This is a genomic window from Chromobacterium sphagni (assembly GCF_001855575.1).
In the GTDB taxonomy this organism is placed as follows: domain Bacteria; phylum Pseudomonadota; class Gammaproteobacteria; order Burkholderiales; family Chromobacteriaceae; genus Chromobacterium; species Chromobacterium sphagni.
Map to the genome: position 1 here is coordinate 2,591,196 of NZ_MKCS01000001.1, position 21,557 is coordinate 2,612,752.

Here is a 21,557-nt window from a genome sequence, read left to right on the forward strand (position 1 = left end):
GGCGTTTGAACTTGGCATGCACCCTCTTCCCTTCGCGGCACTCGGCCGGCTCCTTCGCCTGCTGGCAGGTCGCCAGGCGTCAAATCCCATCTACCGGTCGTGTCTTCCCAATCCTGCGCGCATTGCGTCCAGATTTTCCCATTTGTCGCGAAGAGTGCGGTCTGTCAGCGCTAGCCGCCAGCCATCGCAAGGCAGGCGGAGCGAGAGATTCCGCCATATTGCGAAAGCGCCGAGAGGATAGCGCGGGGGAGACTGCCGTGGCCTGAAGCATCGGTCTAGGCATGCCGGGATGGATGGTTGGCGCCGTGGCAGGGGGCGGGCATTCAGTCATTTGCATTGACTGATTATCCCGGTTTGTCCGGAGTGGCACGGAGGATAAATTGAATTAAAACAGTATATTTAAAATAAAAAATCATACCTTGTATTTGTATTTGCATTGACTATGTTTGCTTTAAACGTGTGCACAAAAATGACTGTTTTTGAGTGAATTGTTTAAACACTGATTGATATCTTGTTGATATTTGATGGCTTCTTGTTCAAATCTTGTTTGAACTACGTCGTTTGCATTTTAAATCTTTTTCCATATCGTACGGATGGCGGCCATGAACCTGGATCTTCCTGAAGTGACTGATGGTGCGAAGGCATGCACTGCGTTTCGCCTTGCGGGCAGGGCGTTGAATCTGAGGAGCATATGGAGCGGCGGGCTAGCTCGGGGTATTGTCATCGGCGCTGTGATTGGGCTAAGCGCACCCAGCGCGGCGTCGGCGGCGGGGGGCGTCGTGTACTTTTCGGGCGGGGTGCTTGAGCCGACTTGCGCCATGCAGGCCCGGGCGGCGACGGCCGGGGGCGTGTCTTTGCGGCTGCAATGCCAAGAGGCGGCTGCGCTGACTCGTACCGTGGATGCCAAGAATCCTGCCCAGTCGTTGAATCAACATGTTGCAAAAGCCAGTTTGCAAGCCGTGTCCAACGGCCAATCGGTGATGCTCATCGAGTATCGTTAGCCGCCGTCCCCAGTGGTACCTGTGCAAGGCCCGCCATGGCAACTGGCGGGCTTTTTCCATATCAGATTCCCTGTCGAATCGCTTGTCAGTGCAAGGCAGTTATCTATACCTATCTTCCGATTGAATTTCTTCTTCTCCCTCGATTTAAACCAGCATGCGGATTTTCCGGCAGATCATGTCAGGCCGCTTGATATGGCTTGTTTCTGCGCAGTGCAAGCCATGGACATGTTGCCTGGATGGGAAATGCCATGCCTAAATTGGCTGCAGCGCATCAATTTTACCGGATGATTTTGTTATGGTTATTGACCAATAAATAGCATGTCTGCCATGCGATAACGCTTTTGCCAGCATTGATGGTATGTGGCTTGGCGCACAGACTGTTATGTGTCGAAATCACTATGTTTCCCGATTGTCGCTACCGAATAAAGATAGAATTTTATCTCGCCTGCATCAGCAATGACATGGCGGGATTAGTGCTGCGCGCGTATCTGTTTTTTATGATTTTGTTTTCATTTTTTTGTTATTTTTGCCACTCTGATAGGAGTGGTTTTTTAATTTAAAAGCCAGGTTGTGTTGCCGGTTTTTTTGGTCATGTTGATTGATGGGTGGTTGATGTGAGTATGGTTTGTGATGTCTGGTGATGGTTTGGAAAATCCACCAGTATGTTAGCTAGCGCACAGAATCCACTGCTTTGCATTGATTACCTTCTTCTTGGTAGAGTGAGGGTATTCAATTCTTTAATTTTTGCTATTCATTATTATCTAGTGTTTGTTGATGTTTTCAGCGATCTTCTGGCTTGCTTGTTGATTTTTTAATTTTTCTGAAGCTATTTTTTAAGTGGCTAAGTGTTTTTCTTTGTGAGGATTGGCTGTTATTAATGGCAGTTTGATTGTTTTTTTTCTAACCTAGTCTGCATTTGTGTTCGTCTTGTTTTGTATGGCAGGAGGAGGGCCATTTTTTTCTGATGGCATTTTTAAATGCGGTGGCAGTATTGCCGCCGGTTATTTTTTGCTATGAGGTGACTTGAAATGAAGACGTTAATTCTCGCTTTGGGACTGGGCCTGGGTCTGCCGATTGCTGCTTATGCTTCGGATGGCACGATCAACATTTCCGGCACGATTTCCGCTAATACCTGCCAGATCAACGGCAATGCCGCTGGGTCTCCTACTGTCCTCAGTGTGGTTTTGCCTCAGGTATCCAAAACCGCCTTGGCGACAGCAGGCCAGACCGCTGCTCCGACCCCGTTCACGCTGAATCTGACCAACTGCACCGGCAGCACGGCGCAGACGCTGTTTGAACTGGGCACCACCGTCGACCAGACCACTGGCAATCTGATCAACCAGGGCAGCGCAGGCAATGTGGAAGTGGGCCTGCTGAACAACAATTTCCAACCGATTAACGTGGGACCCAATACCAATTCGCAGACTGTGTCGATCACCACCGGGACGGCTTCGTTGAGGTACTACGCGCAGTACGTGGCGACTGGCGTCGCCATCGCTGGGTCGGTAGCCACCAGCGTGCAATTCTCTCTGCTATACAACTAAGCCGCAAAGCGATGCCGGCGCCGCGCCGTTGCTGGCGCCGGCAGCTGGGTTCCCTGTCTGCAGCGGTTTGTGGCGGGGGTTTGCCTAAGTGCTGGACTCAAGCGGATGGAAAACAATGGGCACACAAATAATGAGGCTGGTTTTGGCTTTGGCGTGCTGGGGCGCGCTGGCGGCGGCCCATGCCAATGTAGTCGTTGCCGGCACCAGGGTGGTGTACAACGGCGGCGATCGCGAAGTGACGATCAAATTGAGCAATCCAGGCGATACTCCCGCCTTGGTGCAGGCCTGGGTGGACAAGGGCAATTCCAAATCCACTCCCGATACCGCGGATGCGCCATTTCTGATCATGCCGCCGATTTTCCGCATCGAACCAGGCAAGTCGCAAACGCTGCGCATGGTTTATACCGGCGATGGACCGTCGCCGGATAAGGAAACGGTGTACTGGCTGAACATCCTGGATGTGCCGCCTTTGCCGCAGGGCGATGAAGCGGGACGCAACTACCTGCAGATTGCCTTCCGCTCGCGGCTGAAAATATTCTTTCGGCCCGTTGGCTTGGCCGGCAATCCGGATGATGCCGCCGAGCAAGTGCGCTGGCAGCTGGTGCCGCAGGCCGCCGGCAAGGGCTATGCCTTGCGGGGGGCCAATGCCAGCGCGTTTTCCGTTTCTTTCAACATGACCATGCTGCAAGCGTCGGGACATGAATTCCGCAGCGATGGCGGCATGATTCCCGCCGGCGGCACGCAAGACTTCAATTTGAAAGACATGCGCCAGCTGCCGGCCGGTCCGGTGACTGTCCAGTATGAAACCATTAACGACTATGGCGCTCCGGTGGTCCATAGCGTGGTCTTGACTCCCTGACTTTTCCATTTTGCACCAGCCTGACACGGGTGAATTACGCCTGAATTCATGATGATTGAAAAATCATTCACCAAAATGAATGGCAAAGACATGAAAAAACCACAGCAACAGCGAGATGAACTGCAGACGCCGGACTTGGCCAGGCTAGTTGGTCTGTTATGGCTGGCTGTCTGTGGCGGCAAGCCGGCCTGGGCGGCGGATGCGGTTACGGTTCAGACGCCGGCAGCGCCGCCGGCCACGCAGCCGGCTCTTGCCGGGCAAGCGGTTGCGCCGCCGGCAGCCGCCGCGCCGCAGGATCTGTCGTTTAATCCGGCCTTCTTCGGCAAGACGTCGGAGGGTCTGACGGTGGACTTGTCCCGCTTCAACAGGGGGGATGTGACGACGCCCGGCGTCTATCGGGCCGATGTCTATGTCAACCAGGCCTGGCTGGGGCGGCGCGACGTGGTATTGCGCGAGACCAAGGGCAAGGTGCTGCCCTGCCTGGATCGTGGCATGCTGGAGCAGTTGGGCGTGGACTCCGTGCATCTGGCCGCCGCGGCGGCGCAGAACGCGACGGATGGCGCGTGCGTCGATGTGGCGACAGTCGTCCCTGGCTCGCAAGTGGGTTTCGATATGTCGGAACAGCGGCTGGATGTGACTATCCCGCAGCTTTATCTGCGCGCCAGCGCCCGCGGTTACGTCGATCCGCAGTATTGGGATGCGGGCATGCCGCTCGCCGGCTTCCTCAGCTACAACGCCAACGCTTACCGCTACAGAAATGACGGATCCAACAGCTCGCAGTATTTTGTCAGCACCAATACCGGGGTCAACGTGTCTGGCTGGCGCTTGCGCTACAACGGCTCGCTGGCGGTGCAGGACAGCGGCGGCGTCGGCGGCTATCACCGCAATTACGCCAGCAACGGCACCTATGCCCAACACGACCTGACCGACTGGAAGGCGCAGTTGACGGTGGGCGATACCTTCACGCCTTCGGATCTGCTCAGCAGCGTGCCGTTCCGCGGCGTGTTGATCAACTCCGATGACCGCATGCTGCCGGAGTCGCTGCAAGGCTATGCGCCGATTGTGCGCGGGGTGGCCGAGACCAATGCCAAAGTCAGCGTCAGCCAAAATGGCAAGATCATTTATGAAGGCATGGTGCCGCCAGGCGAGTTCAAGATCGACGACTTGTACAACACCGGTTACGCCGGAGACATGGTCGTCACGGTGACCGAGGCCGACGGCCGCACCAAGCAGTTCATCATGCCTTACGCCGCCGTCCCGCAACTGCTGCGGCAAGGCAGCTACCGGTTCAGCCTGCTGGCCGGACAATTGCAGGACGGCAGGCTGAGCAGCCTGCCGGACTTTGTCCAGGGCTCCTATCAGAGCGGCCTGACCAACAACCTTTCCCTGTATGGGGCGACCGTGCTGGCCGACCACTATCAGGAGCTGATGCTGGGGACGGCGTTCAACACCATAGTCGGCGCCTTCTCCACCGATATTACCCAGTCGGTCGCCTCCGACCTGTCGACATCGGTAGCGCCAAGCCGGGACATGAGCGGACGCAGCTACCGCATCAACTACAGCAAGATCTTGCCGGGAATCCGGACCAACTTTTCCGTGGCCTCGTATTTCTACTCGACCGAGGGTTATCTGGGGCTGACCGATTTCGCCGGCCTGCATAGCGGGTTCGCCGCCACCCTGCGGCCGCGCCGCAGCCTGCAGCTGAATGTTGATCAGCCGCTGTCCGAGCGTTTGGGGCGGGTGTTCCTGTCCGGTTCGGCGCAAAGCTATTGGAGCCAGAGCAGCAGTCAGATCCTGTTCCAGGGCGGCTATTCCAACTCTTTCAAATGGGGAGGTTTCTCGCTTTCGGCGGGGCGCACCAGAAACGGCGAGGGCCAAACGGTCACGCAGTACCTGCTGAGCGTGAACCTGCTATTGGGCAAGAGCCCCTACTCGCCGCAATTGGCCTCCACTACCACGGTCGACAGCCAGCACAATCAAAACGAGCAGCTCTCCATCAGCGGCACCACCGGCGAACAGCACAATCTCAGTTACAACGCATACGCCAGCTATCAGGACAATAAGGGCAGCGGCAGCACGACCGGCGGCGGCGCCAGCGTGCAATACGCCAACTCGGTGGCCACGCTCAACGCCAGCGCCAGCAGCCAGGGCTCAAACAGGCAGGAGGGCGCCGGCATCAGCGGCGCGTTAGTGTTCCATCCCGGCGGGGTGGTGGCGGCGCAATCGCTGGGGGACTCGATTGGGCTGGTACAGGCGGATGGAGCGGAAGGCGCGATTCTGAGCAACGCCAATGGCGTTTCCGTCAACCGTGGCGGTTATGCGGTGTTGCCGAATCTGGTGCCTTACCGCGTCAATGAGGTGACTCTCGATCCCAAGGGCATGTCGGATGCGGTGGAGTTGCAAACCACCTCCGCCGAGGTGGTGCCGCGGGCAGGCGCCATCGTGCTGCTCAAGTTCCCGACACAGAAGGGCCGGCCGGTGCTGGTAAGCATTCTGCCGGAAGGCGGCGCGGCGATACCGGTTGGCTCGGCGATTCTGGATGAAAAAGGCGGTCTGGTTGCCATGGTGGGGCAGGGCGGGAGAGCCTTTCTGCGCGGGCTGGATGGACAAAACCTCATCGTGAGATGGGGGGCGGGAAGCACGCGCGAATGCCAGTTCCGCTATCAGTTGCCTGTGCAGATTCCGGACAAGGGTTTTGTTCAGCTGCGCGCGCAGTGTCAGCCGCTGGCGACGGTGGCCGGCGATAAAGCTAATGACAAGGCGGGCGGCGGCAATTGATGCCAATGCAGAATTTCAGGGAGGCGGTTCCCATGCTTAATATTTGTTCCAAGCTCAATGTGCCCGCGGGGTTTCCTTGGCTATGCCTGCTGTTGTCGCCGACGGCGTGGGCCGCCGCTGATTGCCGGCTGATCAACGGTTTTACCGCTTTGTCGCCGGTGGTGGCGTTGTCCGGCCAATATGCGGTGCCGCGCAACGCGGCGGTGGGCTCGGTGATTGCCAGCTTCAGCTGGTTTGCGCCTAATCGCGACAACTACGCGGATTGCGCCGGCTATGGCAGCCGCAGCTGGACGTTGACCAGCACGCCCAAGCCGCTAGTGGGGGGGGGAATTTATGAAAGCGGGGTGCCTGGCGTCGGCATCCAGGTACTGAACCAGTTTCGCAGCGTCACCCCGGTTACCGACAGCGTGGCGCCCCATGCGAGCTATGCCTTTACCGCGCCGGCGCTGGTCTATCAGCTGGTAGTCACCGGCAAGGTGGGGGCGGGGGTGGTGTCGGGCGCGGCCTTGCCCGGCGTACGCTACCAATTGGACAATCTGCTGGTTTTTGACGCAAAGGCCGGCGGCAGCGCCATCATTGTCGCCTCGTCCTGCGCCACGCCAAGTGTCATCATCGATCTGGGCAAGCGCAGCCTGGGCGATTTCCAGGGCGTCAACAAGCCGATGAAGCCGGCCGCGGTGGGTTTCAATGTGGCGGTCAACGGTTGCCCGGCCGGTTTGGCGGGGATTCAGTACCGGATCGATCCGACCACCAGCATCTGGAGCGCCGGCAGCGGCGTGGTGGCGCTGGATGGCGGTTCTTCGGCTACCGGCGTGGGGATTCAGTTGCGCAGCGGCGACAGCGGCAGCGCGCTGCAGTTTTCCACCCAGTATCAGCTGTCGGCTTATAACCCTGCCACTGGCGGTTCTTATAGCATTCCGTTGCTGGCGACCTACTATCAGACCGATACTACGATCCGGCCGGGCATCGCCAGCACCTCGCTGACTTTTACCATGACTTACCAATAATGCCAGTAAGCGAGCCTGCAGCCGCCTTCCAGCGGCAGGCTCGCATCGGCTCGGCGCTGGCGGGAGCGGTTGCTGTCCATTACTTGTCCAAAAGGAAATTTTCCACCGCCGCGGCTAGTTCCACAGGTCTTTCCCACTGGATCATGTGGCCGGCATCGATCCGCACCTCACTCAGTTGCTTGAAGCAGGCGCGGCGCTCGTCCAGCGTGGCCATCACGCCGCTGACCATGGGATGGTCGAAGGCGCGCTCGCCCATCACCCACAGCACTGGAGCGCTGATGCGCTGCCAGCACGCCATGGCTTCCTCCAGCCGATACAGCACCGGGTTGATCATCTTGTGGCGGGGGTCTGCCCGGTAGATCACCTTGCCATCGGCTTGAGGCTGGGTGAGCTCCGCCGCCAGCCATTGCGCGTGTTCGTTCTTCAGCAGCGGATTGCGGCTGATCAGTTTGGCGCAGACCTGTTGCAAGTCTTCCAGCGCTTCAAATCCCATCTCCAGGCTGTTCTCGCGCAGCCAGCGGGCATAGCGCCCGGGGGCCTCGGCCGGTCGGGTGGCGTTCAGGCCGAATCCCTCCACCAGCACCAGCTTGGCGATGCGTTGCGGGCAAATCCCGGCATAGATGCCGGCAATCATCGAACCCATGCTGTGGCCCAGCAGCCTGACCGGCGCATCCGGCGACAACTGCTTCAGCAGGGCGTCGAGGTCGGCAAGGTAGTCGGGGAAGTAGTAGCTGCCCTCATTCCACTGGCTGTCGCCAAATCCGCGCCAATCCGGCGCAACGACCTGCCAGTCATGCGCAAAGGCGTCCACCAGGAATTGAAAGGTGGCGGAGCTGTCCATCCAGCCGTGCAACAGCACCAGCAGCGGCGCCTGCTCCGGTCCCCAGCGGCGGATATGGTAGCGGCGTTGGTTGAGGGTGAGATATTGGTCGCGGGAAGGCGTCATGGCGCTTGGGTTCTTGATGGTGCGAGGCCGACCAGTTTAAACGCGCGGAGATGAGGGTGGGTAGCGGCGATTGGGAATTCGACGCGTATTGACAGCGGTGGTTACTTCTTTGTCATTATTTTTTCGGTTTCATTTTGAATTTGGTGTTATTGTTAAGTTAAAAGTTTAAAATGTTATTAATTTGATGCATTAATACGACACATCACTTTCGCAAGAAAAATGAATTTATCGTGAATAAAATCCTTTTTTATCAAATTGTTGAGAGTATTGTTTGTTGAAATTTCAACGTGGGAACATATTGAAAGCTATGTCTTGTTTGCTTTAGTCTTGCGACTCCATCACATCTGACTGCGCTGCAAGAGGCTCTGATAAAGGTCCGTTCGCTAGGCAGACGTGATGAGAGTTGAGCATTGTCCAGCCATGGCATGGCCGCAGGAGCCCGTTTGCGCGATGTCCTGCCGCTGATCCTCAGGCCCCCATCGGCCTATTTTTTAAATCAAATTAAGATTTTCTTTAAATAAATTCAAACTAATTTGATGTTTTTTGTTGTATCTGATTTCGATATTGGTGATAAATTCTGAGGCCATAACGCCTGCAGGCTGGATGAGCCTGGCGCTGGCGGTTGTCGCAAGCGCCTTGATGTGTCGGACAACTCTTCAATTTCAGCCCATTTCGGGGCATGCAATCGGGCAGACGCACTGCCTGCAATTTCAACGGAGACTTTGTAATGAAACAGATCGTAACTGCAGCGCTGATTGGACTGGGTTTGTATTCTGCTGGCGCGATGGCCGCTGACGGCAAAATCACCGTCACTGGAAACATCGTGGCGCAGACCTGCACCATCGCCGGCACTGCCGGCCAGAACGTCACCGTAACCTTGCCGACCGTGGGCGCTTCCGCGCTGGCCAGCACCGGCCAGACCGCCGGTGCTACGCCGTTCGCCATCAATCTGAGCAATTGCCCTACCGGCCTCAAAAATGCCCAGACTCGCTTTGAAGTCGGCCCGACCATCAATCCGGCTTCCGGCAACCTGCTGAACAGCACTGGCTCGGGTTCCGCCACCAATGTGGAAGTTCAGCTGCTGAACAACAACTTCAATGCCATCAACCTCAACACCAACGCCAATTCGCAAGTGGTGCCGCTCAGCAGCGGTTCGGCCACCATGGGCTACTACGCACAGTACATCGCCACCGGCGCGGCTGGCGCAGGCTCGGTGAACACCAGCGTCCAGTACTCGATGACTTACCAGTAAATGGTGTCAGGCGGCTGGCGGCGCCGCTCGCGCCGCCAGCCGGTATCCCTTTCTTGGAGGCGGATTGGAAGATGAAACAAGCAGTATGGCGAGGGGCGGTCGCCCTGGCGGTTGCGGGCTCGGTATGGGCCAGCGGGGCCTTGGCGGGAGTGGTGATTTCCGGCACCCGCGTAGTGTACAAGGCTGAGGACCGGGAGGTGACCGTCAAGGTCAACAACCCCGGCAAGGAGCCTTCGCTGGTGCAGGTGTGGGCCGATAGCGGCAACGAGAAATCCGTGCCCGACACCGCGGACGCGCCTTTTTTGATCATGCCGCCGATTTTCCGCGTGGATCCCGCCAAAGGGCAGACTTTGCGGTTGACCTTCACCGGCGCCGACCTGCCCAAAAACCATGAGTCGGTATTCTGGCTGAACGTGCTGGATGTGCCGCCGCTGCCGAAGGCCAGCAGCGAACAGCGCAATTTCATGCAGGTGGCTTTCCGTTCCCGCATCAAGTTGTTTTACCGTCCGGCGGGCCTGCCGGGCTCGTCCGACGAGGCCGCCGACAAGCTGTCCTGGTCTTTGCTGCCGCAGGCCGGCGGCAAGGGCTATATGTTGCGGGCCTCCAGCCAGGCGGCCTATCACGTCTCGCTGAATCGAGCGGTCCTGCTGATGGGCAAGCATGAGTATGAAACCGATGGCGGCATGGTGCCGCCGGGCGGCAGCAAGGACTTTGCGCTGAAGGATGTGAAACTCAAGCCGGAAGGCGGCCTGAGGCTCAATTACGAGAGCATCAACGATTACGGCGCTCCGGTCATGCACAGCGTATCGCTGGCTCCCTGATAATTTTGCTTGCGCCAGCCCGGGCTGCGCGTTCCCGCAGGACTCAATCTAGCGATGAAGCACTTGATGACACGACCGCCCGATAGCCGCTGGGCGCTTAGCCCGCTCGGCTTGTTGATTTGCGGCTTGTTCGGCGGCCAGGCTGCCTTCGCGGATTCGCCTGCTGCGGGAAATGTCGCGCTCGACGATGTGCAGTTCAACCCGGTGTTCATCAATCAGAATGCAAATGGGCAAAAAGTTGATCTGTCGCGCTTCAATCAGACCGGCGCGGCCTTTCCCGGCAATTATCGGGCTGACGTCTATATCAACTCGGTCTGGCTGGGCCGCCGCGATGTGCTGATGAAGGAGCTGGCCGAGCGCAAGGTGCTGGCCTGTTTCAATCGGGCGATGCTGGATGACTTGGGCGTGGATGTCTCGCGTTTGCCGGAGATCGCCGGCGTGCCGGCCCGCGACGAGGCCAGCCGCTGCGTGGACATCGCCGCCGTGGTGCCCGGCGCGTTTTCCAGCTTCAACAGCACCGACTTGCGTCTCGATGTCAGCATTCCGCAGAAGTATCTGCGCGCCCAGGCGCGCGGCTATGTGGCGCCGGAGTACTGGGATGCCGGCGCCCCATTCGCCGGTTTTCTCAACTACAACGCCAATGCTTATCGCTATGACAATGGCGGCTCTGCCGGGACATCCACGCAGTATTACTTTGGCGCCAATGCCGGCCTCAACATCGGTTTGTGGCGGCTTCGCTATAACGGCACGCTGACGCAGCAGGATAACGGCAAGGGCCAGAGCCAGCGCACCTACCAGAATGCCTCGGCCTATACCCAGCGCGATATCACCGGCTGGCGCGCCGTGTTGACCATCGGCGATTATTTCACCCCGTCCGACTTGTTCGGCAGCGTGCCATTTCGCGGCGTGCAGCTCAGTTCCGACGACCGGATGCAGCCGGAGTCGCTGCAAGGCTATGCGCCAGTGGTGCGCGGCGTGGCCGAGACCAACGCCAAAGTGTCGATTCGCCAGAATGGCAACCTGATTTATGAAAATGTGGTGCCCCCGGGCGAGTTCAGCATCGACGACCTCTATAACACCGGTTTTGCCGGCGACCTGGACGTGACGGTTACCGAGGCGGACGGCCGCGTGCGCAAGTTTGTCGTCCCTTACGCGGCGGTGCCGCAGTTACTGCGCGAAGGCCAGTCGCGCTACGCCGTCACGGCGGGGCAGTGGCGCGATGGCGCGCTGAGCAAGCGGCCGAATTTTGCGCAGGCGACATACCAGCGCGGCATCAACAACAGCCTGACACTGTACGGCGGCCTGATTGCCGCCGATCACTACCAGTCCGCGCTGTTCGGTTCCGGCATCAATACGCCGCTGGGCGCGCTGGCGCTGGATGTGACGCAGTCATGGGCGAGCCAGCTGCCGTTCAATGCCAGCGGCAGCGATATGCAGGGGCAGAGTTACCGGGTGACTTACAGCAAGCTGCTGGAGGCGACGCGCACCAATTTCACGGTGGCCGCCTATCGCTTCTCGACCGCCGGTTTCCTCGAGCTGAGCGACTATACCAATCTGATCAATCAGGTCGGGGTGGTCTACCGAGCCAAGAATAAATTCCAGCTCAATGCCGATCAGCCTTTGGGCGACCGCTGGGGCCATGTGTTTCTCACCGGCTCGACCCAGGATTACTGGAACCAAGGCGGTCGCGACCTCACTTACCAGCTGGGCTATAGCAACAGCTTCAAGTCGGTGAGCTTCAATCTGTCCGCCGGCCGCACGCATGACGCGAGCGGGAACAACATCAACCAATACATGCTGAGCGTTTCCATGCCGCTGGGCCGCGAGTCGTACTCCCCGCTGCTGAGCGCCAGCGCAAGCAGCAGCAGCGACCGCAGCGCCGGCGCACAGGTCAATCTGAGCGGCACGACGGGCGAGCTGCGCAACCTCAGCTACAACGTTTACGCCAACATCAATCGCGACAGCGCGGGCGGCAATACCAGCGGCGGAGGAGGCAGCGTGCAGTATTCCACTTCGGTTGCCACGCTCACTGCCGGCGCCAGCGCCAGCGGCAAGACATCGCAGGCCAACCTCGGCGCGAACGGGGCGCTGGTGTTCCATCCGGGAGGCGTGACGCCGGCGCAGTCGCTGGGCGAATCCTTCGCCATCGTCGAGGCGCCTGGGGCGGAAGGCGCCGCGGTCAGCAACACCAACGGCGTGCGCGTCAGCCAGAGCGGCTATGCGGTGGTGTCGTCGTTGATGCCGTACCGCCAGAATGAAATCACGCTGGATCCCAAAGGCATGAACCAGGACGTGGAATTGCAGGAAACGAGCATGCAGGACGCGCCACGCGCCGGAGCCATCGTCATGCTGAAATTCAATACCCAGCAGGGCAAACCGGTCATCGTGAGGCTGACGCGGCCGGACGGCAACCATTTGCCGGTGGGCGCCACGATCAGCAGAGGCGAAGATTTCCTCTCCATGGTGGGCCAGGGCGGACGCGCCTTCCTGCGCGGCATGGAAGGCAAGCCGTTGACGGCAAGCTGGGGCGGCGGTCCGGACCAGCAATGCCGTTTCAGCTACCAACTGCCGCAAAAGACCGGCGGGCCGGCATATTTGCAGACGGATGCCGTTTGCGCGCCGCAGTGACGATCAAGACCAGCCATCGGCAACGACGGGAAAGCGATAGGAAAATGAAGAAACTGATTTGCCGAGGATTGCCGGGATGGATGCTGGCATTGCTGATGGCCATGCCGTTGACCAGCCATGCGCTGGGTTGCTGGAACGGAAACAATAGTTCCGGCAGCGTCACCTCGACCTTGAACCTGCCCGGCAATTTATATGTTTCCGCCAATGCGCCGGCAGGAACGATAATCTGGCAATCGTCATTGCAGAGCCTCAGCCTGTATTGCGCGCAGAGCATAGGCGAAAACGTGTATTTCTGGGTGAATCCGAAGAAGTTGACGCTGGCGCCAGGCTTGCAGATCGGCATCATTTTCAACGGCCAGACCTATACCCAGAACAGCGGCGCGATCAATAGCAACATCTACGTGCCGAGGAATGGTTCGGTCAGCACCAACTTGCCGTATTCCATCGTGCTGTTGAAGACGACTGGCGCGCCTTCCAGCGGCTCTTCCACCGTCAGCCAGTACCCGGTGTTCCAACTGGATGGCATCGGCGGGCTGAATGCGCAGCAAGGCATCAATTTCAATCAGATGATCAATGGCACGGTCACCTTCACGCCCGGAGGGACGTGCGATCTGAGCGCGAACGGCCAGTACACGATCAACCTGCCGACTGTCGCCAGCGGCCTGTTTACCTCGGTGGGCAGCGCCTTGGCCCGCAATAGTTTCACCATCAGCGCCAGCAATTGCTCGACCGGCGTCAGGACCGCGACGTTCCGTTTTTCCGGGAAGGCGGATGCGACCAATCCGGTGCTGTTCGCCAATACCGGCGGTTCGGCGCAAGGGGTCGCCATCAACCTTGGCAGTTCCGCCGACGGGGCCAATATCGGCGCCAACAGCAGCAACAATACCAGGGTGGTGAATGTGCAGTCCCAGGCGGCTCAGCTGGGATTGTTCGTGGAGTACATGCGGACCGCGGATGTGGTGGCGGGCAGCCTGCAAACGGCGGTCACGATAGACATGCTGTACCAGTAGGCGATCCGTCTTCGCCCAAAATGCGAAAAGCCTTCGGCCGTTTTGGTCGAAGGCTTTTTTTGTTGCGAGCGGTCAGTTGTAGACGACGGTAACCAGCTGTCCGCTGCTGTAGGTAGTGGCGCCAGTCATATTGATAGCAGAGATGCTCAGGGACTGGGTGTTGTCGATGCCGGAGCAGGAGCGGCTGGACGCCACTTTGCGGGCAGCCTGGTATTGACGGGGATTCATCGCGTAATTCAGCAGATTGCTGCCGGTCTCGGCGCAGGGTTCCCTGACGATGGAGCCGTTTAGGCTGACAGTGCCGCCGTCGGAGGCCAGAGTCAAGCCAGATTGCAGAGCTGCCAGCGCTGCCAGAGTAAGAATGACTTTTTTCATTTGAGCCTCCCGTTTGATGAACCCGCTTAAGGCTGGCTTTTGCTGATTCTTTAAACAAATAATTTAAATTTATTCGATTTATATGTAACTATCTTTGTTAAGCCAAGTATAGGCGGCATGATTGTAAACAGCAATGTCTGTTTTTATTGAATTATTAGTAACAAATATTTAAATATGTAGGGCAGTGACGCACAAGCCGCGGCGGTTACCGGGAAGTCTGGCTTTAGCGCCCGCTGATGGTATTTTCTCGATCAGGATAGTTTTAAGTTATTGTATTTTCGAGGTTGCATGGTTTTGTGGCCAGGGGCGGGGCGCGTTTGCGGACGGGACGCGGAAATGGGCCAGGGTTGCTGGGCCGATGCGCGCTAAATTCGGATGCGGCGACGCGGAGTGCCGGATGAGAAATAAAAAGCCCCCGCTCCGGGCGGGGGCTGTTGCCGATGGCGCTGTCAGTGGCGATGTACGTCGTTGTGGAAGGTTTCGCGCAGGAATACCAGGCTCACGACCAGGCTGACGCCGTAGACGATGATCGGATACCACAGGCCGTACAGGATGTCGCCGGTGTACACCACCAGCGAAAAGGCCACGGTGGGCATCAGGCCGCCGATCCAGCCGTTGCCCAGGTGGTAGGGCAGCGACATCGAGGTGTAGCGGATGCGGGTGGGGAACAGTTCCACCATCATCGCCGCCAGCGGGCCGTAGGTCAGCGCCGAGATCACCGACAGCAGCACCAGCACCAGAATCACCATGATGTGGTTGATCTTGGCCGGGTCGGCCTTGTCCGGGTAGCCGGCCCGCTTCAGGCCGTCCTGCAGCGCCTTCTTGTCAAAGCCTTGCAATACCGTGGCGCCAATGTGGATTTCGGTGGTGCCGGGCTGCGTTGCCGCCTGCTGCTGGTACGGCACGCCGTTCTTCGCCAGCAGCGCCTTGGCCTGGTCGCAGGGCGTATTCAGCTTGGCCTTGCCTATGGGGTCGAACTGGAAATGGCAGCTGGATCGGTCTGCCACCACCAGCACCGGCGCGCTGCGCTGCGCGGCGGCGACGTCGGGGTTGGCGTAGTCGGTCAGCCAGCGGAAGGCCGGGAAGGTGAGAAGCAGGCCCAGCGCCAAGCCGGCGATCAGCACCGGCTTGCGGCCGACGCGGTCGGACAGGTGGCCGAAGTACAGGAACAAGGGTGTGGTGAGGATCAAGGAGGCGATCAGCATCAGGTTGGCGGTCTGCGGGTCCACCTTGAGGATCTGCGTCAGGAAGAACAGCGAGTAGAACTGCGCGCAGTAGAAGGTGACCGCCTGGCCGCCGTTGAAGCCGAACAGCGAGATCAGTACCAGCTTGAGGTTGTCCCAGTTGCCGAAGGCCTCTGTCAGCGGCGCTTTCGACTGTTTGCCCTCCGCCTTCATTTTCAGGAAGGCGGGAGATTCCTGCATCGACAACCGGATCCAGGTGGAGATCGCCAGCAGGATGATGGACAAGAGGAAGGGCAGGCGCCAGCCCCATTCATTGAAGGCATCTCCGGTCAGCTTGCGGCAGGCCAGGATTACCAGCAGCGACAGCAAGAGGCCGGCTCCGGCGGTGGTCTGGATCCAGCTGGTGTAGCCACCGCGCTTGTTGTCCGGCGCGTGCTCGGCCACATAGATGGCCGCGCCGCCGTATTCGCCGCCTATCGCCAGGCCCTGCAGCATGCGCAGGGAAACCAGGATCAGCGGCGCGGCGATGCCCAGCGTGGCGTAGCCAGGCAGCACGCCTACCAGGAAGGTGGACAGGCCCATGATGACGATGGTGGCGAGGAAGGTGTACTTGCGGCCCACCATGTCGCCCAGCCGGCCGAACACCAGCGCGCCGAAGGGCCGCACCAGGAAGCCGGCGGCGAAGGTCATCAGAGCGAAGATGAAGGCGGTGGTCTCGTTGACGCCGGTGAAGAACTGCTTGCCGATGATGGCGGCCATCGCGCCGTACAGGAAGAAGTCGTACCACTCGAAAACCGTGCCGAGCGACGAGGCCAGAATCACCTTGCGCTCGGCTCGGCTGATGCCGGCGGCTGACGCCGTCGACGATGCGATGCTGTTGCTCATGTCCAAGTCTCCTTTGCTGGGTGGGCCGGTGTCGCGATCGGACCCGGCTGTTTGTTGTCTTGCGCGATCATCTGCGCCGCCTTGGCGGCGATCATCAAGGTGGGGCTGTTGGTGTTGCCGGAAATCAGCGTCGGCATGATGGAGGCGTCGGCCACCCTGAGGCCGGCAATGCCATGCAGCCGCAGCCGGGCGTCCACCACCGCGTGCGCGTCGCGGCCCATTTTGCAGGTGCCCACCGGATGGAAGATGGTGGTGCCGATCAGTCCGGCGGCTTCTATCAGCTCGTCTTCCGATTGAAATTGCAGACCGGGTCGGTATTCCTGCGGCAGGTAGCGGGCCAAGGCCGGTGATGCGGCGATGCGGCGGGTCAAGCGGATGGCGACTGCGGCAACGCGCAGGTCCGCGGGATGGCTGAGGTAGTTGGGCTGGATCTGCGGCGGCGCATCCGGATGGGCGCCGCCGATCGCCACATGGCCGCGGCTTTGCGGCCTAAGATGGCAGACTGAGGCGGTGAAGGCGGGGAAGCGGTGCAGTGGCTCGCCGAAGCGTTCCAGCGACAAGGGCTGCACGTGGTATTCCAGGTCCGGCCATGCCACTTCCGGTGCGCTGCGGGCGAAGGCGCCCAGCTGGCTGGGGGCCATCGACATCGGGCCGCTGCGCCGCCACAGGTATTCCCAGGCCATGGCCAGCTTGCCGCTCCAGCCGGCGGCGCGCTGGTTCAGCGTGAGCGCGTTTTGCACCTTGAACACCAGCCGCAGCTGCAGATGGTCCTGCAGATTGGCGCCGACGCCGGGTAAGATGTGCTGCGGCGTGATGCCGTGTTCGGCCAAGAGGCCGGCCGGTCCGATTCCGCTGCGTTGCAGCAAAAGCGGGCTGCCGATGGCGCCGGCGGCTAGGATGATTTCGCCGCGGCAGCTCGCTTCCAGCCGGCGGCCGTGTTGCAGGAATGCAATAGAACGGGCGCGGCCATGCTCCAGCGTCAGTTTTTCCGCCTCGGCGCCGGTCAGCACCGTCAGGTTGCGGCGTTCGGCCACCGGGTGCAGGAAGGCGCGCGCGCTGCTCCAGCGCAGGCCGTTTTTCTGGTTCACCTCGAAATAGCCGCAGCCGGCGTTGTCGCCGGTGTTGAAGTCGTCGACGGGGGAGATGCCCTGCTCGGCGGCTGCGGCGCGGAAGGCGTCCAGTATCTCCCACGACAGCCGCTGTTTTTCCACCCTCCATTCGCCGCCATGGCCGTGCAGTCTGCGGGACGGGTCGAAGTGATCTTCCATGGCGATGAAGTGGGGGAGGACGTCGCGCCAGCCCCAGCCGGGATTGCCCAGCGCTTCCCAATGGTCGTAGTCGGCAGCCTGGCCGCGCATGTAGATCATGCCGTTGATCGACGAGCTGCCGCCCAGCACCTTGCCGCGCGGGTAGCCTAGCGCGCGGCCGTCCAGCGCGCTTTGCGCCGTGGTGCGGTAGCACCAGTCGGTGCGCGGATTGCCGATGCAGTACAGATATCCCACCGGGATGTGTATCCACGGGTAGTTGTCCTTGCCGCCGGCCTCCAGCAGCAGCACCCGTTTGTCGGCATCGGCGGACAGCCGGTTGGCCAGCAGGCAGCCGGCGCTGCCGGCGCCGACGATGATGTAATCGTACTCTCCGTTCAGCATGCCGCGGCGCCGATCATGTCGTTGTCGTAGCCGCCATCTAAACCGAAGCGGGCTTGGCTGGGAATAGCCAGCGGGAAACAGCATGTGTTAGTTTTTGAACAGCGGAATGCTGTTGGCTTGCTGTTTTCGTGTGCATATGCACAATCGCCGGCCGGTTTGGAATGGGGGAGACATGTTCGACTGGAATGATGTGCGCTTTTTCCTGGCACTGCAGCGCTGCGGAAAATTGCTCGGCGCGGCGCGCCAGCTGGGCACCACCCACGCTACGGTGGCACGGCATATCGCCGCGCTGGAGGCCGAGCTGGGCCAGCCCTTGTTCGTGCAGCAGGCCGACGGCTACATGTTGACCGCCGCCGGCCGCAATCTGTTGCCGCTGGCGGAGTCGCTGGAGAACACCGCCTCGCAGATGCTGGACCACGCCCGGCGCGGCCATGCCGAGGTGAGCGGGCTGGTGCGGGTGGGCGCGCCGGAGGGACTGGGGGCGCTATTCCTGGCCAAGCATCTGCCGGTCCTGATGGCGCGTTATCCGGGGCTGGAGATCGATCTGGTGGCGGTGCCGCGCTTCGTCAGCATCACCAGCCGCGAGGTGGACATCGCCATCGCGCTGGAGCGGCCGCAGGCCAATCTGGTGGTGACGCGCAAGCTCACCGACTACTGCCTGGGCCTGTACGCCACGCCGGCCTACCTGGCCGCGCACCCGCCCATCGTTGAGAGGGAAGACCTGAATGGCCACGCGATACTGGCTTATGTCGACGATTTGCTGTTCTCGCGCGAACTGATGTTCCACCACGGCCTGTGCCGCAATCCCAGCATGCCGTTGCGCAGCACCAGCGTGGTGGCGCAGCGCGAGGCGGCGCTGGCCGACGGCGGCATCGTGGTGCTGCCGTATTACATGACTTTCGACGACGCCCGGCTGGCGCAGATCCTGCCGGAGCTGCGCATCGTCCGCTCTTACTGGATCAGCGCGCGCAGCAATATCCGCCGCACCCTGCGTTACCGGGTGGTGTGGGATTACGTGGTGGAGTTGTGCCAGAACAATCAATGGCTGCTGTTGCAGCAGCCAAGTCCGCAAAATGAATCAATTACCCTGAGATAAGCTGAACGTCATGAGAACGCCTTATCGCAATAGCGGCCTGGATTCGCCGTACCTGAGACGGATGCTGAAGGCGCTGGACTATTTGTGGCGGCATCTGGATGCATCGGTGTCGCTGGAGCGCCTGGCCGAGGAGGCCTGCCTGTCGCCCTATCATTTTCATCGGGTGTATCACGCCCTGATGGCCGAAACGGTGGGGGAAACCCGGCAGCGCTTGTTGTTGCACCGCGCGGCGGGGGAGTTGGGCGGCAGCCCGCTTCCCTTGTTGCGGGTGGCTGCGCGCGCCGGCTATGGCAGCGCTGCCGCATTTATCCGCGCGTTTTCCCAGGCATATGGCGAAAGTCCGGGCCGTTATCGCAAGCGCAGGGCGTTCATTGTTCGACAAAACCGGGAGAGCCTAATGCACGAAGTGAGCATGTTGAAGCAACAACAAGGTCTGAGGGTGCTGATGCGCCGCAATCGGGGCTCTTATATGGAAATCGGACAGGCGTTCGGCGCTTTGCAGGCAATCAGTGCCGGGCATGAGGCGGGGGAGGCGCCAGGCCGGGTGTTCGCGATGTTTCTCGACGACCCGGAGCAGATTTCTGCCGCCGAGTTGCGTTCCATCGCCTGCGTGACCGCGCCGGCCGGCTGGGAGGATAAGGCCTTGCCGGAGGGATTCGAGTGGGGGGAGATCCCGGCCGGAGAGTACGCCTGCGCAATGCATTTGGGGCCTTACGCCGAATTGAAAACTACCTGGGACTGGTTGTATCGCCATTGGCTGCCGGACAGTGGCCAGGTGCCGGGCGATGTGCCGTGCATAGAGGAGTATCTGAATTCGCCGTATGACACCGCGCCCAAGGATTTGCGGACGCGGCTGATGCTGTCGCTGGCCTGAGCGCGGCGGCGGATGTAACAAAGCCCGCGTTCTGCAACGCGGGCTTTAGTTCTTCCGTGAAGACCGGTTTAGCGGTCGACGTGGTAGTTCGGCGCTTCCTTGGTGATCTGCACGTCGTGGACGTGGGATTCGCGGATGCCGGCCGAGGTGATCTCGACGAACTGCGCCTTCTCGTGCATGTCGGCGATGGTCGGGCAGCCCAGGTAGCCCATCGACGAACGCAGGCCGCCCACCAGCTGGTGGATCACCTGGCCGATGGAACCCTTGTACGGCACGCGGCCTTCGATGCCTTCCGGCACCAGCTTTTCCACATTGCCTTCATTGTCCTGGAAGTAGCGATCGGACGAGCCCTGGCTCATCGCGCCCAGCGAACCCATGCCGCGGTAGGATTTGTACGAGCGGCCCTGGAACAGTTCCACTTCGCCCGGGGCTTCCTCAGTGCCGGCGAACATGCCGCCCAGCATCACGCAGTTGCCGCCGGCGGCCAGCGCCTTGGAGATGTCGCCGGAGAAGCGGATGCCGCCATCTGCGATCATCGGCACACCGGTGCCTTTCAGCGCTTCGGACACGTTGTGGATGGCGGTCAGCTGCGGCACGCCGACGCCGGCCACGATGCGGGTGGTACAGATGGAGCCGGGGCCGATGCCGACCTTGACGCCGTCGGCGCCGGCCTCGACCAGCGCCCTGGCGGCGGCGGCGGTGGCGATATTGCCGCCGATCACGTCCACATGAGGGAAGCAGGTCTTCACCCAGCGCACGCGCTCCAGCACGCCCTGGCTGTGGCCGTGGGCGGTATCCACCACGATCACGTCCACGCCTGCCGCCACCAGCGCCTTGACGCGCTCCTCGGTGTCGCCGCCGGTGCCGACTGCCGCGCCTACGCGCAGGCGGCCCTGAGTATCTTTGTTCGCATTCGGGTGTTCGCTGGTCTTGATGATGTCCTTGACCGTGATCAGGCCCTTCAGCTCCCAGGCGTCGTTGATCACCAGCACGCGCTCCAGGCGGTGGGTGTGCATCAACTCGCGGGCCTCATCGATGCTGGCACCTTCCTTGACGGTGATCAGACGCTCGCGCGGGGTCATGATGGAACCGACGGTCTGGTCCAGGCGGGTTTCGAAGCGCAGGTCGCGGTTGGTGACGATGCCCACCACCTTGCCGGCTTCGATCACCGGCAGGCCGGAAATCTTGTATTGGCGGGTCAACAGCACCAGATCGCGCACCAGCATGTCCGGAGCGATGGTGATGGGGTCCTTCACCACGCCGCTTTCATGGCGTTTCACCTTGGAAACCTCGGCGGCCTGCTTTTCCGGGCTCATGTTCTTGTGCACGATGCCGATGCCGCCTTCCTGAGCCATGGCGATGGCGAGACGGGCTTCGGTCACGGTGTCCATGGCGGCGGAAACCAGAGGCAGGTTCAGGGTGATGTTGCGGGTGAGGCGCGTGGCGAGCGATACGTCGCGCGGCAGGACTTCCGAGTGGGCTGGGACGAGGAGAACGTCGTCGAAAGTATAGGCTTTCTCGATGATACGCATCTTCGCGTTTCCTTAGGCGGCAAAGCGGCATTATACCGAATCATGCAACCCACTGCAAAAATACCGCGGGGTTTCGCGTATTTTGCGCGACACCGGGCCAGGCTTTACAATCGGCG

Annotated in this window: 16 protein-coding genes; 11 read left to right on the forward strand and 5 right to left on the reverse strand. The window is 60.4% G+C overall.

Annotated features, from left to right (window positions below; translation table 11 throughout):
• Positions 1–602: 602 nt before the first annotated feature.
• The 5 genes from BI347_RS12230 to BI347_RS12250 all read left to right on the forward strand — a co-directional run bounded on the left by BI347_RS12230 (position 603) and on the right by BI347_RS12250 (position 7,189).
• Positions 603–1,001, forward strand: coding sequence for a hypothetical protein (locus BI347_RS12230; protein WP_139166943.1), 399 nt, complete (start codon positions 603–605; stop codon positions 999–1,001).
• Positions 1,002–2,029: 1,028 nt separating this feature from the next.
• Positions 2,030–2,545 carry a fimbrial protein gene (locus BI347_RS12235; RefSeq protein ID WP_071112816.1) on the forward strand — a complete coding sequence of 172 codons (516 nt, stop codon included), beginning with the start codon at positions 2,030–2,032 and terminating at the stop codon, positions 2,543–2,545.
• A 115-nt stretch (positions 2,546–2,660) separates the two neighbouring features.
• Positions 2,661–3,404 carry a fimbrial biogenesis chaperone gene (locus BI347_RS12240; protein ID WP_071112817.1) on the forward strand — a complete coding sequence of 248 codons (744 nt, stop codon included), beginning with the start codon at positions 2,661–2,663 and terminating at the stop codon, positions 3,402–3,404.
• Between the two features lie 90 nt (positions 3,405–3,494).
• Positions 3,495–6,182: a fimbria/pilus outer membrane usher protein gene (locus BI347_RS12245; protein ID WP_139167213.1), complete on the forward strand. Its 2,688-nt coding sequence runs from the start codon at positions 3,495–3,497 to the stop codon at positions 6,180–6,182.
• Between the two features lie 32 nt (positions 6,183–6,214).
• Positions 6,215–7,189 (forward strand): fimbrial protein, encoded by a 975-nt coding sequence (locus BI347_RS12250; RefSeq protein ID WP_158020774.1) that lies wholly within the window; start codon positions 6,215–6,217, stop codon positions 7,187–7,189.
• A gap of 79 nt (positions 7,190–7,268) precedes the next feature.
• Here the strand turns inward: BI347_RS12250 and BI347_RS12255 are convergent, their stop codons facing one another.
• On the reverse strand, positions 7,269–8,135 hold the full coding sequence (locus tag BI347_RS12255) for an alpha/beta fold hydrolase (protein ID WP_071115969.1): 867 nt from the start codon (positions 8,133–8,135) through the stop codon (positions 7,269–7,271).
• 727 nt (positions 8,136–8,862) lie between these two features.
• Here BI347_RS12255 and BI347_RS12260 point away from each other — a divergent pair.
• The 4 genes from BI347_RS12260 to BI347_RS12275 all read left to right on the forward strand — a co-directional run bounded on the left by BI347_RS12260 (position 8,863) and on the right by BI347_RS12275 (position 13,846).
• Complete coding sequence (locus BI347_RS12260) at positions 8,863–9,387, forward strand: fimbrial protein (protein WP_071115970.1); 525 nt, start codon at positions 8,863–8,865, stop codon at positions 9,385–9,387.
• A gap of 71 nt (positions 9,388–9,458) precedes the next feature.
• Positions 9,459–10,208, forward strand: coding sequence for a fimbrial biogenesis chaperone (locus BI347_RS12265; RefSeq protein ID WP_071112821.1), 750 nt, complete (start codon positions 9,459–9,461; stop codon positions 10,206–10,208).
• A 66-nt stretch (positions 10,209–10,274) separates the two neighbouring features.
• Positions 10,275–12,836 carry a fimbria/pilus outer membrane usher protein gene (locus BI347_RS12270; RefSeq protein ID WP_158020776.1) on the forward strand — a complete coding sequence of 854 codons (2,562 nt, stop codon included), beginning with the start codon at positions 10,275–10,277 and terminating at the stop codon, positions 12,834–12,836.
• Positions 12,837–12,880: 44 nt separating this feature from the next.
• Positions 12,881–13,846: a fimbrial protein gene (locus BI347_RS12275; RefSeq protein WP_139166945.1), complete on the forward strand. Its 966-nt coding sequence runs from the start codon at positions 12,881–12,883 to the stop codon at positions 13,844–13,846.
• 72 nt (positions 13,847–13,918) lie between these two features.
• Here BI347_RS12275 and BI347_RS12280 read toward each other — a convergent pair whose 3' ends face one another.
• The 3 genes from BI347_RS12280 to BI347_RS12290 all read right to left on the reverse strand — a co-directional run bounded on the left by BI347_RS12280 (position 13,919) and on the right by BI347_RS12290 (position 17,939).
• A complete protein-coding gene (locus BI347_RS12280; protein ID WP_071112823.1) occupies positions 13,919–14,221 on the reverse strand; it encodes a hypothetical protein in 303 nt (100 codons plus the stop codon).
• A 449-nt stretch (positions 14,222–14,670) separates the two neighbouring features.
• Positions 14,671–16,290 (reverse strand): MFS transporter, encoded by a 1,620-nt coding sequence (locus tag BI347_RS12285; protein WP_071112824.1) that lies wholly within the window; start codon positions 16,288–16,290, stop codon positions 14,671–14,673.
• Positions 16,287–17,939 carry a GMC family oxidoreductase gene (locus tag BI347_RS12290; RefSeq protein WP_071112825.1) on the reverse strand — a complete coding sequence of 551 codons (1,653 nt, stop codon included), beginning with the start codon at positions 17,937–17,939 and terminating at the stop codon, positions 16,287–16,289. The genes BI347_RS12285 and BI347_RS12290 overlap by 4 nt, the downstream gene beginning before the upstream one ends.
• Positions 17,940–18,111: 172 nt before the next feature.
• Between BI347_RS12290 and BI347_RS12295 the strand changes: the two genes are divergently transcribed.
• Both BI347_RS12295 and BI347_RS12300 read left to right on the forward strand, forming a co-directional pair.
• The gene (locus BI347_RS12295) at positions 18,112–19,035 is read left to right on the forward strand and encodes a LysR family transcriptional regulator (protein ID WP_071112826.1); all 924 of its coding nucleotides are present in this window, start codon (positions 18,112–18,114) and stop codon (positions 19,033–19,035) included.
• A 10-nt stretch (positions 19,036–19,045) separates the two neighbouring features.
• On the forward strand, positions 19,046–19,909 hold the full coding sequence (locus BI347_RS12300) for an AraC family transcriptional regulator (RefSeq protein WP_071115971.1): 864 nt from the start codon (positions 19,046–19,048) through the stop codon (positions 19,907–19,909).
• 68 nt (positions 19,910–19,977) lie between these two features.
• Here BI347_RS12300 and guaB read toward each other — a convergent pair whose 3' ends face one another.
• Complete coding sequence (gene guaB, locus BI347_RS12305) at positions 19,978–21,441, reverse strand: IMP dehydrogenase (protein WP_071112828.1); 1,464 nt, start codon at positions 21,439–21,441, stop codon at positions 19,978–19,980.
• Positions 21,442–21,557 lie beyond the last annotated feature (116 nt).